The 13,372-nt window shown below is 60.6% G+C and carries 14 protein-coding genes and 1 tRNA gene; 8 read left to right on the top strand and 7 right to left on the bottom strand.

The window, feature by feature from the left end:
* Positions 1-20: 20 nt before the first annotated feature.
* The 5 genes from pheS to thrS form a co-directional block, all read right to left on the bottom strand.
* Complete coding sequence (gene pheS, locus JNO50_RS05790; RefSeq protein WP_189532509.1) at positions 21-1,004, bottom strand: phenylalanine--tRNA ligase subunit alpha; 984 nt, start codon at positions 1,002-1,004, stop codon at positions 21-23.
* 127 nt (positions 1,005-1,131) lie between these two features.
* Complete coding sequence (gene rplT / locus JNO50_RS05785) at positions 1,132-1,491, bottom strand: 50S ribosomal protein L20 (protein ID WP_189532507.1); 360 nt, start codon at positions 1,489-1,491, stop codon at positions 1,132-1,134.
* A 12-nt stretch (positions 1,492-1,503) separates the two neighbouring features.
* A complete protein-coding gene (gene rpmI / locus JNO50_RS05780) occupies positions 1,504-1,701 on the bottom strand; it encodes a 50S ribosomal protein L35 (protein ID WP_189532506.1) in 198 nt (65 codons plus the stop codon).
* Between the two features lie 153 nt (positions 1,702-1,854).
* The gene (infC, locus tag JNO50_RS05775; protein WP_229804565.1) at positions 1,855-2,316 is read right to left on the bottom strand and encodes a translation initiation factor IF-3; all 462 of its coding nucleotides are present in this window, start codon (positions 2,314-2,316) and stop codon (positions 1,855-1,857) included.
* 98 nt (positions 2,317-2,414) lie between these two features.
* Positions 2,415-4,316: a threonine--tRNA ligase gene (gene thrS, locus JNO50_RS05770; protein WP_189532504.1), complete on the bottom strand. Its 1,902-nt coding sequence runs from the start codon at positions 4,314-4,316 to the stop codon at positions 2,415-2,417.
* On the opposite strand from thrS, the gene JNO50_RS05765 reads away from it, so the two are divergent.
* The gene (locus JNO50_RS05765) at positions 4,306-4,545 is read left to right on the top strand and encodes a hypothetical protein (RefSeq protein ID WP_189532502.1); all 240 of its coding nucleotides are present in this window, start codon (positions 4,306-4,308) and stop codon (positions 4,543-4,545) included. The genes thrS and JNO50_RS05765 overlap by 11 nt on opposite strands.
* Here the strand turns inward: JNO50_RS05765 and JNO50_RS05760 are convergent.
* Positions 4,540-4,616, bottom strand: a tRNA-Val gene (locus tag JNO50_RS05760). The two genes, JNO50_RS05765 and JNO50_RS05760, sit on opposite strands and share 6 nt — an antisense overlap.
* A gap of 241 nt (positions 4,617-4,857) precedes the next feature.
* Between JNO50_RS05760 and tgt the strand changes: the two genes are divergently transcribed.
* From tgt to miaA, 7 genes are all read left to right on the top strand, one after another.
* Complete coding sequence (tgt, locus tag JNO50_RS05755; protein WP_189532500.1) at positions 4,858-5,973, top strand: tRNA guanosine(34) transglycosylase Tgt; 1,116 nt, start codon at positions 4,858-4,860, stop codon at positions 5,971-5,973.
* A gap of 164 nt (positions 5,974-6,137) precedes the next feature.
* Positions 6,138-6,458, top strand: coding sequence for a preprotein translocase subunit YajC (yajC, locus tag JNO50_RS05750; protein WP_189532498.1), 321 nt, complete (start codon positions 6,138-6,140; stop codon positions 6,456-6,458).
* Positions 6,459-6,519: 61 nt separating this feature from the next.
* Positions 6,520-8,337, top strand: coding sequence for a protein translocase subunit SecD (gene secD / locus JNO50_RS05745; protein WP_189532495.1), 1,818 nt, complete (start codon positions 6,520-6,522; stop codon positions 8,335-8,337).
* 11 nt (positions 8,338-8,348) lie between these two features.
* Complete coding sequence (gene secF, locus JNO50_RS05740) at positions 8,349-9,284, top strand: protein translocase subunit SecF (protein ID WP_189532493.1); 936 nt, start codon at positions 8,349-8,351, stop codon at positions 9,282-9,284.
* A 93-nt stretch (positions 9,285-9,377) separates the two neighbouring features.
* Positions 9,378-10,031, top strand: a complete 654-nt coding sequence (locus tag JNO50_RS05735; protein ID WP_189532490.1) for a DedA family protein — start codon at positions 9,378-9,380, stop codon at positions 10,029-10,031.
* On the top strand, positions 10,028-11,869 hold the full coding sequence (mutL, locus tag JNO50_RS05730; protein WP_189532488.1) for a DNA mismatch repair endonuclease MutL: 1,842 nt from the start codon (positions 10,028-10,030) through the stop codon (positions 11,867-11,869). The genes JNO50_RS05735 and mutL overlap by 4 nt, the downstream gene beginning before the upstream one ends.
* A gap of 28 nt (positions 11,870-11,897) precedes the next feature.
* The gene (gene miaA / locus JNO50_RS05725) at positions 11,898-12,872 is read left to right on the top strand and encodes a tRNA (adenosine(37)-N6)-dimethylallyltransferase MiaA (RefSeq protein WP_229804560.1); all 975 of its coding nucleotides are present in this window, start codon (positions 11,898-11,900) and stop codon (positions 12,870-12,872) included.
* A gap of 93 nt (positions 12,873-12,965) precedes the next feature.
* Here the strand turns inward: miaA and JNO50_RS05720 are convergent, their stop codons facing one another.
* Positions 12,966-13,346, bottom strand: coding sequence for a RidA family protein (locus JNO50_RS05720; RefSeq protein ID WP_189532484.1), 381 nt, complete (start codon positions 13,344-13,346; stop codon positions 12,966-12,968).
* Positions 13,347-13,372 lie beyond the last annotated feature (26 nt).

The raw sequence follows: 13,372 nt of genomic DNA, 5'->3' as shown, positions 1-13,372 counted from the left end.
TTCGCTCCTTCGCCCGGGTATCAGTTGAACTGTTTCAGGAATGACAGGTCGTTCTCGAAGAACAGGCGCAGGTCATTGACGCCATAGCGCAGCATGGCGAAACGGTCGAGGCCGATCCCGAAGGCGAAGCCGGTGTACCGCTCGGGGTCGATGCCGGCGGTTTTCAGCACATTCGGATGCACCATGCCGCAGCCACCCACTTCCAGCCAACCCCGGTCACCCAACACGTCGATCTCGGCGGAGGGCTCGGTAAACGGGAAGAACGAGGGACGGAAACGCACCTGCAGATCCTCGCGCTCGAAGAAGCGGCGCAGGAAATCGGTCACCACGGCTTTCAGATCGGCGAAACTCACGCCCTCTTCCACCCACAGGCCTTCCATCTGGTGGAACATCGGGGAATGAGTGGCATCCGAATCCACGCGGTACACCCGGCCAGGCGCGATGATTTTGATCGGCGGCTCGTGATTCTGCATGAAACGCGCCTGGATAGGCGACGTGTGAGTACGCAATACATCGCCGCCTTCCACATAGAAGGTGTCCTGCATCGCGCGAGCGGGGTGGTTTTCCGGGATATTGAGCGCCTGGAAATTGTAGAAATCGGTTTCGATTTCCGGGCCGTCCGCCACGTCAAAGCCCATGGAACGGAAAAGTTCGGCGATGCGCTCGAGTGTCAGGATCACCGGATGCAGACCGCCGCCGGCCGAACCGCGCCCCGGAAGCGTGACATCCAGCGCCTCGGCCTTGAGTTGCGCATCGAGGAGTGCCGCGTTCAGAGCATCGCGGCAAGCGTTGTGACGGGTTTCGAAAGCCTGCTTGGCTTCGTTGATCAGGGCGCCGGCAGCCTTGCGCTCGTCGCCCGGCAGCTTGCCCAGCTGCTTGAGCAGTTCGGTCAGGGCACCGCTTTTGCCAAGATAGCGCGCCTTGACCTGTTCAAGTCCGTTGAGGTCTGACACCGAGTCCAGTTCGGCCAGCCCCTCCTTGAGAATCGCGTCGACGTTATTCATCTGTTATCACCAGCGATAGCGTTAGAAACCTGGCCCCATCCGGCCCATGGAACAGGATCGGGTCAGACTTCTTGCTCATGAGCAAAAAAAAGGGAGGCGGATCGCCTCCCTTTTTACCGTACTACGATCAAGCGGCGAGGCTGGCTTTCGCTTTTTCAACGATCAGCGCAAATGCCGGCTTGTCGAACACGGCCAGATCTGCCAGAACCTTGCGGTCGATCTCAATCGCGGCTTTCTTCAGGCCGTTCATGAACTTGCTGTAGGACAGACCGCACTCACGCGCTCCGGCGTTGATACGGGCGATCCACAGTTGGCGGAACTGGCGTTTCTTCTGGCGGCGGTCGCGGTATGCGTACTGACCGGCTTTCATCACCGCCTGTTTGGCGATGCGATAGACGTTCTTCCGGCGGCCGCGATAGCCTTTTGCCAGAGCGAGGATTTTCTTGTGACGGGCGCGTGCGGTTACACCGCGTTTAACACGTGGCATTCGTTCAACTCCTTAAGCGTAGGGCATCATTGCGCGAACAGAAGCCATGTTGGTAGCGTGTACCATGGAGGTACCGCGCAACTGGCGCTTGTTCTTGGTGGTCTTCTTGGTCAGGATGTGACGCTTGAACGCCATGGAGCGTTTTACACCACCATTGCCCAGCACTTTGAGGCGTTTTTTCGCACTCGACTTGGTCTTCATTTTCGGCATGGAAAACTCCTGCGAAATTTTCGTTAGATTAGGCAAAGGGTGACCCGAAGGCACTTGAATACCGCTTTGCCACGCTTTTGTGCGGCATGTCGCCACGCCGCAAAATCAACACGGCAGGTCACCCTGCCGTGCCAAACCGATGATTATACCCGATTATTTCTTTTTCGGGGAGATCATCATGACCATCTGGCGGCCTTCCAGCCGCGGAAACTGTTCCACGGTGCCGACTTCGACCAGATCCGCCTCGACCCGCTTGAGCAGGGCAAGACCGATATCCTGGTGAGCCATTTCGCGGCCGCGGAAGCGCAGGGTGATCTTGGCCTTGTCGCCGTCCGACAGGAAGCGGATCAGGTTGCGCAGCTTGACCTGATAGTCGCCCTCGTCAGTGCCCGGACGGAACTTGATTTCCTTGACCTGAACCTGTTTCTGCTTCTGCTTGGCCTCGTGGCGCTTCTTGGATTGCTCGTACTTGTACTTGCCGTAATCCATCAGCTTACAGACGGGGGGCTGGGCGGTCGGGGAAATCTCCACCAGATCGACGTCACTCTCTTCGGCCAGGGCCATTGCCTCACGCAGACCCATGATGCCGAGCTGCTCCCCTTCCATCCCTACCAGGCGGATCTCACGGGCGGTAATTTCCCCGTTGATCCGCGCTTCGCGTTCCTGAGCTATAGCAAAATCTCCTATTTACTGATTCATCGAGCCGGCAACCATCACTCTTTCGGCATCTCAGCCTTCAGACGCGCGACAAACGCATCCAGAGTGATCTGTCCGAGGTCTTCGCCCCGGGCACGCACCGCGACCATCGAGTCCGCCTTTTCCTTGTCGCCCACGATGACCTGGTACGGCAATTTCTGCAGACTATGTTCGCGAATTTTATAGCCGATCTTCTCGTTTCTCAAGTCGAGTTCAACGCGGAAGCCTTGTTTCTTCAACGATTCCGCGACAGAAGACGCGTAATCGGCCTGAGCTTCCGTGATGCTCATCACCACCATCTGGACCGGCGCAAGCCACAACGGGAAGGCTCCCGCGTGGTTTTCGATCAGGATACCGATGAAACGTTCCAGCGACCCGAGAATCGCCCGGTGCAGCATGACCGGACGCTTGCGGGAGTTGTCTTCCGCCACGTATTCGGCGTCCAGCCGCTCCGGCAGCACGAAATCGAGCTGCACGGTACCGCATTGCCAGGAGCGTCCCAGCGCGTCCTTGATATGATATTCCACCTTCGGGCCGTAGAAGGCGCCCTCGCCCGGCAGCTCCTCCCACTCGACGCCGCACGCCGCCAGCGCTTCGCGCAGACCGTTTTCCGCCTTGTCCCACACCTCGAGCGAACCGGCGTACTTTTCCGGGCGCAGCGACAACTTGACCGACACGTTGTCGAAGCCGAAGTGGCGGTACACCTTCATCACCAGTTCGTTGAAGTCGCGCACTTCCGGCAGGATCTGGTCCTCGGTACAGAAAATGTGCGCATCGTCCTGCACGAAGCCGCGCACGCGCATGATGCCATGCAGCGCGCCGGACGGCTCGTTGCGATGGCAGGAACCGAACTCGGCAAGCCTGAGCGGCAGATCGCGGTAGGAACGCAGACCCTGATTGAAAATCTGGATATGCCCCGGGCAGTTCATCGGCTTGACGGCGTAGTCGCGCTTTTCCGACTCCGTGGTGAACATGTTTTCGCGATAGTTGTCCCAGTGGCCGGATTTCTGCCACAGGATACTGTCCATCATCATCGGCGTGCGCACCTCCCGGTAGCCCGCCGCATCCAGCGTGCGCCGCATGTACTGTTCGATGTTCTGCCACAGCGTCCAGCCTTTCGGATGCCAGAACACCATGCCCGGCGCCTCATCCTGCAAATGGAAAAGATCCAGTTGCTTGCCCAGGCGGCGGTGATCGCGCTTCTCCGCCTCTTCCAGCATGAACAGATACTGTTCGAGGTCTTCCTTCTTCGACCAGGCGGTGCCGTAGATGCGCTGCAGCATCTCGTTATTGGCGTCCCCGCGCCAGTAGGCGCCGGCGACCTTCATCAACTTGAACACCTTGAGCTTGCCGGTGGACGGCACGTGCGGGCCGCGGCACAGGTCGGTGAACTCGCCCTCGCGATACAGCGACAACGCTTCGTCGGACGGAATCGAGGCAATGATCTCGGCCTTGTAGTTCTCGCCGATCGACTTGAAGTACGCCACCGCTTCGTCGCGCGGCAACTCGTAGCGCTCGACCGGGATGTCCTTCTTCGCGAGTTCGGACATCTTTTTCTCGATGGCGACCAAGTCTTCCGGCGTGAACGGACGCTTGTAACTGAAGTCGTAATAAAAGCCGTTTTCGATCACCGGCCCGATGGTCACCTGCGCGTCGGGAAACAGCTCCTTGACCGCGTAGGCCAGAAGGTGCGCCGTCGAGTGGCGAATCACATCCAGACCGTCCGCGTCCTTGTCGGTCACGATGGCCAGATCCGCGTTCCGCTCGATCAGAAACGAGGTGTCCACGAGCTTGCCGTCCACGCGCCCGGCTAGCGCGGCACGGGCAAGACCGGTACCGATGGAAGCCGCCACGTCATGAACCGTTACCGGCTTGTCGAATGAACGGATGGAACCGTCGGGCAGGCGAATGTCAGGCATATCAACTCCAGATCATGGTGCGCGCGACACGCAGGCCGGCACGCGGGATTGGCGACTTGATCAAAAAAACGGCGATGCGAAACGCAAAAACAAAAAAAAAGTGCGGCTGTCGAGCCGCACTTTTTTTGGATGGAACACCAAGCCGCTCGAACTATATCGAGATGCAGGTGGTGGTAGTTCGCTTGGCAACTACAAACATCGCAATGCTCCATCGCTTAAATTCTGGTAGGCACGATTGGATTCGAACCAACGACCCCCACCATGTCAAGGTGGTGCTCTAACCAACTGAGCTACGTGCCTGAAGAGGTGGCCATATTAACCATCTCCGCACCGCAGCGCAAGCCTTTTCTTGCGCCCCACCCCGACTGGCGCATTGAACCCAGACTATCACATTGATTTTAAAAAAACATTACCGGGACGCTTTTTTTCCGGCACGATGCGGGATATTCCGACCGGCGGGCAACCATTCACTGTTTCGACTCAGCGCCCGCCCCCTCTCTCGGGTATACTGACATACTGAATTCGTACGCACATTTTTTCCATGTTGAACTTCAAAGTACACAAGACATCGGGCGGCGCCCGGCGCGGCACCCTCACCCTGAACCACGGCACAGTGGAAACACCGGTATTCCAGCCGGTTGGAACCTATGGCTCGGTCAAGGCCATGAGTCCGTTGGAACTCAATGAAATCGGCGCCCAGATCATTCTTGGCAACACATTTCATCTTTGGTTGCGCCCCGGCCTCGAAATCATCGAATCGTTCGGCGGCCTGCACGACTTCATCGGCTGGGACAAACCGATCCTCACCGATTCCGGCGGTTTCCAGGTATTCAGCCTCGGCGACCTTCGCAAACTGACCGAGGAAGGCTGCACCTTCCAGAGCCCGGTCAACGGCGATCGCTGCTTCCTGTCGCCGGAAATCTCGATGAAAATCCAGCGAGTGCTCAATTCCGACATCGTGATGATCTTCGACGAATGCACCCCCTACCCGGCCGATTACCAGACCGCCGCCGACTCCATGCGCATGAGCCTGCGCTGGGCGGAACGGTCGCGCAAAGCCTTCGATGACCTGAAGAATCCCAACGCGCTCTTCGGCATCGTGCAAGGCTCCATGTACAACGACTTGCGCGAAGAGTCCCTGCGCGAGTTGATGAATATCGGTTTTGACGGCATCGCCATCGGCGGTTTGTCGGTAGGCGAACCCAAGGAGGAGATGGAACGCATGCTCAAGGTCATGCAACCCATGCTGCCCGAAGACAAGCCACACTACCTGATGGGTGTCGGCACGCCGGAAGACCTGGTCTACGGCGTCGCGCACGGCATCGACATGTTCGATTGCGTCATGCCGACCCGCAATGCCCGTAATGGCTGGCTCTTCACTCAATGGGGCGACATCAAGATCAAGAACGCCCGGCACAAGGACGACCATCGCCCGCTCGACGAGGCCTGCGAATGCTACACCTGCAGGAATTTCAGCCGCGCCTATCTGCACCACCTGCACCGGGTCGGGGAAATTCTCGGCGCGCGCCTGAACACCATCCACAACCTTCACTACTATCAGGAACTGATGCGGGACATCCGCGCGTCGATCGAGGAAGACCGATTCGAGGCGTTCCGCGGAGAATTCGCCGCGAAACGCGCGCGCGGCACGCTCTGACTCTTGCGTTGAGCATATTCCGCCCCATATGGGGTAAGGAACTGGCAGGGCAAAAGCCGGTCAGAAGTAGGGATCATCGCCGCGCGAGGTTGGAAAAGCCACGCACGCTGGATACAATGACCGGTTTGCAACACCGACAGTACCAACAATTTTAGGGAGTTCACATGTTCATTTCCCCCGCTTACGCCAACACCGCAGCGCCGGGAGGCTTCGACATCATGAGCATTCTGCCCATGGTCGCCATCTTCGCGTTGTTCTGGTTCCTGATGATCCGTCCGCAGCAAAAGAAGATGAAAGAACATCAGGCCATGCTGGCGGCCATCGTCAAGGGCGACGAAGTCGTCACCCAGGGCGGCATCGCCGGCCGTGTTTCCGCCGTGGGCGAGAACTTCCTGACCGTCGAGATCGCCCAGGGCATCGAGATCAAGGTTCAGAAGGCAGCGGTCACCGCCAAGCTGGAAAAGGGTTCGCTCAAGTCGCTGTAACCCCAAACGCGGCCACCCTTTGTCCAGGGTGGCCTGTTTTCATCATCCCCGAATACGCACAATGAACCGCTATCCACTCTGGAAGTACATAGTCATTGCGGTCGTCCTCATTATTTCGACGATCTACACGCTGCCGAACTTCTTTGGCGAAACGCCCGCCGTGCAGATCTCGAGCTCGCGCCAGTCGATTCCGGTGGACACCGCGCTGATGGGACAGGTCGAAACAGCCCTGAAAAACAAGGGTATCGTGCCGGATGGCCTGTTCCTCGACGGAACGAGCCTCAAGGTCCGCTTCCACGACACCGAAACCCAGATGAAGGCCCGCGACCTGATCCAGCAGACGCTGGGCGAGAGCTACATCATCGCCTTGAACCTCCTGCCGGCTTCCCCGACTTGGCTGACATCGATGAAAGCCTATCCGATGTTCCTCGGGCTCGACCTCAGGGGGGGCGTGCACTTCCTCCTGGAAGTCGACATGAAAGCGGCGCTGGACAAGACGTTCGAACGCTATTCCGGGGACATTCGCCGCGAACTGAAAAACAAAAAAGTCCGCTACGGCACGATCCGCCGCAACGGCAACTCGCTTGACGTGCAACTACGCGACAAGGAAACCCTGAAGAGCGCAGCCGACATCCTTTCCCGGACCCTGCCCTCGCTGTCGCAAACCACCGACGACAGCAACTTCAAGCTGACGCTGACGATCAAGGCCGAGGAAATCACCCGCATCGAAAACGATGCGGTGAAACAGAACATCACCACCCTGCACAACCGGGTGAACGAGCTGGGCGTCGCCGAGCCGATCATCCAGCAAGCCGGCCAGAACCGCATCGTGGTTCAGTTGCCCGGCGTGCAGGACACCGCCAAGGCCAAGGATATCCTTGGCCGTACCGCCACGCTGGAAGTGCACCTGGTCGAGGACGACCAGGGCAAGGTCAACGAGGCGCTCTCCGGCAACGTGCCGTTCGGTTACGAACTGCTGGACGAAGCCGGCCCGCGCGGTCCGACCAAGATTCTGGTCCGCAAGGACGTCGAACTGACCGGCGACAATATCAATGACGCCCAACCCGGCTTCGATGAAAACGGCGCGCCCGCCGTGCACATCAACCTCGACTCGACCGGCGCCTCGATCTTCCGTCAGGTGACCGCCGACAACATCGGACGTCGCATGGCGATGATTCTGGTGGAAAAAGGCCGTTCCGAAGTCGTGACCGCTCCGGTGATCCGTACGGAAATCGGCGGTGGGCGCGTGCAGATCTCCGGCAGCATGAACCCGGCCGAAGCCAACGATGTGGCGCTGCTCCTGCGCGCGGGCTCGCTCGCCGCGCCGATGAATATCGTCGAAGAACGCACCGTCGGCCCGAGCCTCGGCAAGGAAAACATCGAGAAGGGCTTCCACTCCACCCTGTGGGGCTTCCTCGCCATCGTGGTCTTCATGCTGGTTTACTACCGCGTGTTCGGCCTGATCTCCTCCCTGTCGCTCGGCCTGAATCTGCTGATGCTGGTTGCCGTGCTGTCCATGCTTCAGGCGACCCTGACCCTGCCGGGCATCGCGGCCATCGCCCTGACCCTCGGCATGGCCATTGATGCGAACGTGCTGATCAACGAACGTGTCCGCGAAGAACTGCGCAACGGCATGCCGCCTCAGTCGGCAATCCAGGCGGGCTATGAACATGCCTGGGCCACCATCCTGGACTCCAACATCACCACGCTGATCGCCGGCGTCGCTCTGCTGATCTTCGGCTCCGGCCCGGTGCGCGGTTTCGCGGTGGTGCATTGCCTCGGCATCCTGACCTCGATGTTCTCCGCCGTGCTGGTGTCGCGCGGTATCGTCAACCTGTGGTACGGCCGCCGTCGCCGTCTCACTTCGCTGTCCGTCTAAGGGAGTGAGCGATGGAACTCTTCCGGTTCAAAAAAGACATTCCGTTCATGAGCTACGGCAGGCTCACCACGTCGATCTCCCTGCTGACCTTCGTGCTTGCCGTCTTCTTTCTGGTCACCCGCGGCCTGAACTTCAGCGTGGAGTTCACCGGAGGAACGGTGATGGAAGTCCAGTACAAGGAGGCGGTGAGTATCGGCCAGGTTCGCGCGAAAGTGGAAAGCCTGAAACTGGGCGATGCCACCGTGCAGAGTCTCGGCACGGCACGCGACGTGATGATCCGCCTGCCCAGCCGCAAGGACAAATCCTCGTCGCAAATTTCCACCGAGGTGGTAAAAGCGCTCAAGGCGGATCACGCCGATGTTGAGCTGCGCAAGGTCGATTTCGTCGGTCCGCAGGTCGGCGACGAACTTGTGCAGCATGGCCTGATCGCCGTGATCATCGTATGTCTGGGCATCATGGCCTACCTCGCGGTGCGTTTCGAGTGGCGTTTCGCCGTGTCGGCCATTGTCGCCAACATGCACGACGTGGTGATCATTCTGGGCTGCTTCGCCCTGTTCCAGTGGGAGTTCTCGCTGACCGTTCTGGCCGGTATCCTCGCGGTGCTCGGCTACTCGGTGAACGAGTCGGTCGTGGTCTTCGACCGGGTTCGCGAAAACTTCCGCAAGGCGGCCATGCGCAACCGTACCGTCGCCGAGGTCATCGACAACGCCATCACCTCGACGATGAGCCGTACCCTGATCACCCACGGCTGCACGGAAACCATGGTGCTGTCGATGCTGTTGTTCGGCGGCCCCGCCCTGCATGGCTTCGCCACGGCGCTGACCATCGGCATCGTGTTCGGCATTTACTCGTCGGTGCTGGTCGCCAGCCCTGTCGTGATGTGGCTCGGCGTTTCCCGGGAAAACCTCGTCAAACCGCCGAAACAAAAGGAAGAAGCCGTGGTCTGATCCGAACGGATTTCCCGCATCAGCCCCCTCGCGCCAGCAGGGGGTTTTTTATCGACACCGAGCAGACTTCGCATGAGGTAAAATCGTCCAACCATGGAAACCCTGACCCAGCTTTTCGATCTGGTGCTGCATATCGGCACCGTGCTGCCGCAGCTTGTCGCCGCCTACGGCCCCTGGATTTACCTGATCCTGTTCCTGATCATTTTCTGCGAGACCGGCCTCGTGGTCACCCCGTTCCTGCCGGGCGACTCCCTGCTGTTCATGGCCGGCACCCTCGCCGCGACCGGCGCGATGGACATCCATCTTGTCGTGATGCTGCTCATCGGCGCCGCGATTCTCGGGGACAGCACCAACTATCTGATCGGCCGCACCATCGGCATGCGACTGTTCACGAATCCGGATTCGAAGATTTTCCGCAGAAGCTATATTGAACGCACTCATGCCTTCTATGAGCGCCATGGCGGCAAAACCGTGATCCTCGCCCGCTTCGCTCCGATCGTGCGCACCTTCGCACCCTTCGTGGCCGGTGTCGGGCAAATGGGCTATCCGCGCTTTCTCGCCTTCAGCGTCACCGGCAGTGTGCTGTGGGTCGGACTCTTCTGCTACGCGGGTTACAAATTCGGCAACTTGCCGATCGTCCGTCAGAACCTGGAACTTCTGGTCTTCGCCATCATTTTCCTGTCCTTCCTGCCTGGCATAATCGCCTGGCTGAAAGCGCGCTACACCAAAAGGCAAGCCGCAACGTGACTCGCCGCATCCGCAAACTGCCCGACCACCTGGTCAACCAGATCGCCGCCGGCGAGGTGGTCGAACGCCCGGCGTCCGCGCTCAAGGAAATGCTGGAGAACAGCCTCGATGCCGGCGCCACGAGCGTGACCGTCGATCTTGCGCAAGGCGGCATCAAGCTGATCCGGGTCACCGATAACGGCGGCGGTATCGCCGCCGAGGATCTGGCCCTGGCGCTGGACCGGCATGCCACGAGCAAAATCGGTTCGCTGTCCGAGCTGGAAGAAGTTGGCACGCTGGGCTTTCGTGGCGAGGGACTGGCGAGTATCGCATCCGTTTCGCGCTTGACGCTGATCAGCCGCACCGCGGAGGATGCGCATGCCCACCAGATCGTCGCCATCGACGGCGCGCTGCATCCGGTCGAGCCGGCCGCCCATGCCCCCGGCACCACGGTGGAAGTGGTCGATCTGTATTTCAATACCCCCGCTCGCCGCAAATTCCTCAAATCGGAAAACACCGAGTACGCGCACTGTGCCGCGACCTTCGAGCGCATCGCGCTGGCGTACCCCGAGGTGGAATTCCTGTTGCGCAACAACGGCAAGGCGGTATGGCGACTCCCGGCCCAGTCACTCGAAGACCGGGTGGCGGCCTTGCTCGGCAAGGAATTCGTCAACGCGGCCCTGCCGCTTGGCACAGAGGCGGGAGGGTTGAGCCTGCGCGGCTTCGTGGCCAGTCCGACCTATTCGAAAGCCAGCCGCGATGCGCAGTATTTTTATGTCAATGGCCGCTTTGTTCGCGACAAGACCGCCCAGCATGCGTTGCGCCAAGCCTACCGCGATGTCCTGCACCACGACCGGCACCCGGCGTACGCCCTGTTCCTGACCCTGGATCCGGGTGGCGTGGACGTGAACGTTCATCCAACCAAGATCGAAGTACGCTTCCGGGAATCGCAGGCCATTCACCAGTTCCTGTTCCACAGCGTCAACAAGACCCTGGCGGCCACCATGGCGGGTTCGTCCGCCCCGGCCGCCGACGCGGCGGAACTCGCCCCGGTTTCCCTGCCGGCAACGGCGGGTCCAGGCCCTGCCCACTCCCCGGCAGCGCGGCCCGCCTCCGCGCCCTGGCGCTTCGAGCAGCAGACCATGCCGCTCTCCGTGGCCCGCGAGGCGGTGGCGCATTACGACACGCTCTACTCAGGGATTCGCAATGAAGAACGCCAGGCCATCCCTCCGCTGACCGCGCCGCCGCTTGCCATGACGGACACGGAAAACGCCATTCCGCCTCTCGGTTTCGCCCTGGCGCAACTGCACGGCGTCTATGTCCTGGCTCAGAACATCGACGGACTGATTCTCGTGGACATGCACGCCGCGCACGAACGCATTGTTTACGAGCGCCTGAAAACCGCGCTGGAGAGCGATACCATTCCGATGCAGCCGTTATTGCTGCCGGTCTCGTTCGCGGCAGACCGCATGGAAGTGGCGACCGTGCATGAGGAAGGCGAAGCCCTCAAGACGCTCGGAATCGAACTGGCGCCCCTCTCCCCCACCCAGATCGCGGTACGCGGCGTGCCGGTATGGCTCAAGGATGGCAACCCCGTGGATCTGGCCCGAGCCGTCCTCGCCGACGTCCGGGAATACGGCCTGAGCCGGGTCATGACGGAGCGACGCAACGCATTGCTGGCCACCATGGCCTGCCACGGCGCCGTGCGAGCCAACCGCCAGCTGACGCTGGCCGAAATGAATGCTCTGTTGCGGGACATGGAAGCCACAGAGCGGTCCGGGCAGTGCAACCATGGCCGTCCGACATGGACGCAACTGACCATGAGGGATCTGGATGCGCTCTTCATGCGCGGCCGTTGATACCCGTCATTTTTCTGGAGACGGCCCCGTGAACCACAGCCCCGTCATCGCCCTGATGGGCCCCACCGCTTCGGGCAAGACCGGCCTCGCGCTGAGTCTTGCCCGGCATTTTCCCATCGAGATCATCAGCGTGGACTCGGCCCTGGTCTACCGCGACATGGATATCGGCACGGCCAAGCCCAGCAGGGAGGAGCGAAGCGTCTGCCCGCACCACCTGATCGACATCATCAGCCCGCTCGAAGCCTATTCCGCCGCCCAGTTCCATCAGGATACGACGCGTCTGGTCAGCGAGATTCGCGCGCGCGGCAAAATACCGGTACTGGTCGGCGGCACCATGCTGTACTTCAAGGCCTTGCAGGAAGGCTTGTCGGATCTGCCCAAGGCCGACCCCGAACTGCGCCGCCAGCTCGATGAGGACGCGGCGCGCGAAGGCTGGCCCGCGCTGCACGCCCGTCTCGCCGGACTCGACCCCGCGACGGCAGCTCGCCTCGAACCGGGCGATGCGCAGCGCATCCAGCGCGCGCTGGAGGTTTGCCTGCTCAGTGGCCGGCCGATGTCGGAATTGCTGGAAAAGGGCCGGGAAGGCGCCATGCCGTTCACCGCGCTGCCCCTTGTTCTGGTACCGGAAGACCGCCGATGGCTGCACCGGCGCATTGCGGAACGCTTCGGTCTGATGCTCGAACAGGGGTTTCTCGAGGAAATGATCCGATTGAGGACTCGCTATCCGCAACTGACGCCCGATCTTCCGTCGATGCGCTGCGTGGGCTATCGCCAGGCCTGGGCCTATCAGGAGGGAGAGATCGACCGCCAGACCTTCATCGACCAGGGCGTGGCCGCGACGCGCCAACTGGCCAAACGGCAACTGACCTGGGCGCGCGGCATGGATCTCGTCCCGCTCAATGCCCAGTCGCCCGACCTGGAGGATACCGTGCTGCGGGCCGTTGCCGCCTGGGTCAAGGATGAAACACTGCCGGACGATATCCGCTGGACCGGGGAATTCTGATCGCTCCCTTCACACAAAAAAACCCCGCAGCACACGGCTTGCGGGGCGAGTCTTTCTTGGAAAGGGCGGGACAGGTGTCGGTCCCGGAACGTCTTACTTGCGCCAGGCGATGGCTTCCACTTCAACCAGCACGCCCCTGGGCAGAGCCTTGACCGCGAAGCAGGAACGCGCCGGCGCCTCGCTGCCGAAATACTCGGAGTACACCGCGTTGAACGCGGCGAAATCGGCGAGATCCGCCAGATAGCAAGTCGTTTTCAATACCTGCTCGGGGGAACTGCCCCCCGCGATCAGCACGGCTTTGAGATTGTCCAGCGCACGACGGGACTGGTCCTCGATACCGCTGCCCACCACCTCTCCGCTGACCGGATCGAGCGGGATCTGGCCGGAAGTGAACACCAGATTGCCGAATGCGGTGCCCTGGGAGTACGGTCCGATCGCAGCCGGAGCGTCTTTGGTGAAGAGGATGTCTTTCATATGTGTGCTTCCTTTTTGTTATTGAA

This window comes from Paludibacterium paludis (assembly GCF_018802605.1).
GTDB classification, from domain to species: Bacteria; Pseudomonadota; Gammaproteobacteria; order Burkholderiales; family Chromobacteriaceae; genus Paludibacterium; species Paludibacterium paludis.
The sequence above is the reverse complement of the archived record's forward strand: the minus strand, read 5'-3'. Positions and strand labels throughout refer to the sequence as shown.

What these genes read in the sequence shown, in the direction of transcription:
- pheS (WP_189532509.1), bottom strand. Translation starts at nt 1,004, where the DNA reads ATGAATAACGTCGACGCGATTCTCAAGGAGGGGCTGGCCGAACTGGAC.
- rplT (WP_189532507.1), bottom strand. Translation starts at nt 1,491, where the DNA reads ATGCCACGTGTTAAACGCGGTGTAACCGCACGCGCCCGTCACAAGAAA.
- rpmI (WP_189532506.1), bottom strand. Translation starts at nt 1,701, where the DNA reads ATGCCGAAAATGAAGACCAAGTCGAGTGCGAAAAAACGCCTCAAAGTG.
- JNO50_RS05765 (WP_189532502.1), top strand. Translation starts at nt 4,306, where the DNA reads ATGTCAGGCATATCAACTCCAGATCATGGTGCGCGCGACACGCAGGCC.
- thrS (WP_189532504.1), bottom strand. Translation starts at nt 4,316, where the DNA reads ATGCCTGACATTCGCCTGCCCGACGGTTCCATCCGTTCATTCGACAAG.
- tgt (WP_189532500.1), top strand. Translation starts at nt 4,858, where the DNA reads ATGTTGAACTTCAAAGTACACAAGACATCGGGCGGCGCCCGGCGCGGC.
- yajC (WP_189532498.1), top strand. Translation starts at nt 6,138, where the DNA reads ATGTTCATTTCCCCCGCTTACGCCAACACCGCAGCGCCGGGAGGCTTC.
- secD (WP_189532495.1), top strand. Translation starts at nt 6,520, where the DNA reads ATGAACCGCTATCCACTCTGGAAGTACATAGTCATTGCGGTCGTCCTC.
- secF (WP_189532493.1), top strand. Translation starts at nt 8,349, where the DNA reads ATGGAACTCTTCCGGTTCAAAAAAGACATTCCGTTCATGAGCTACGGC.
- JNO50_RS05735 (WP_189532490.1), top strand. Translation starts at nt 9,378, where the DNA reads ATGGAAACCCTGACCCAGCTTTTCGATCTGGTGCTGCATATCGGCACC.
- JNO50_RS05720 (WP_189532484.1), bottom strand. Translation starts at nt 13,346, where the DNA reads ATGAAAGACATCCTCTTCACCAAAGACGCTCCGGCTGCGATCGGACCG.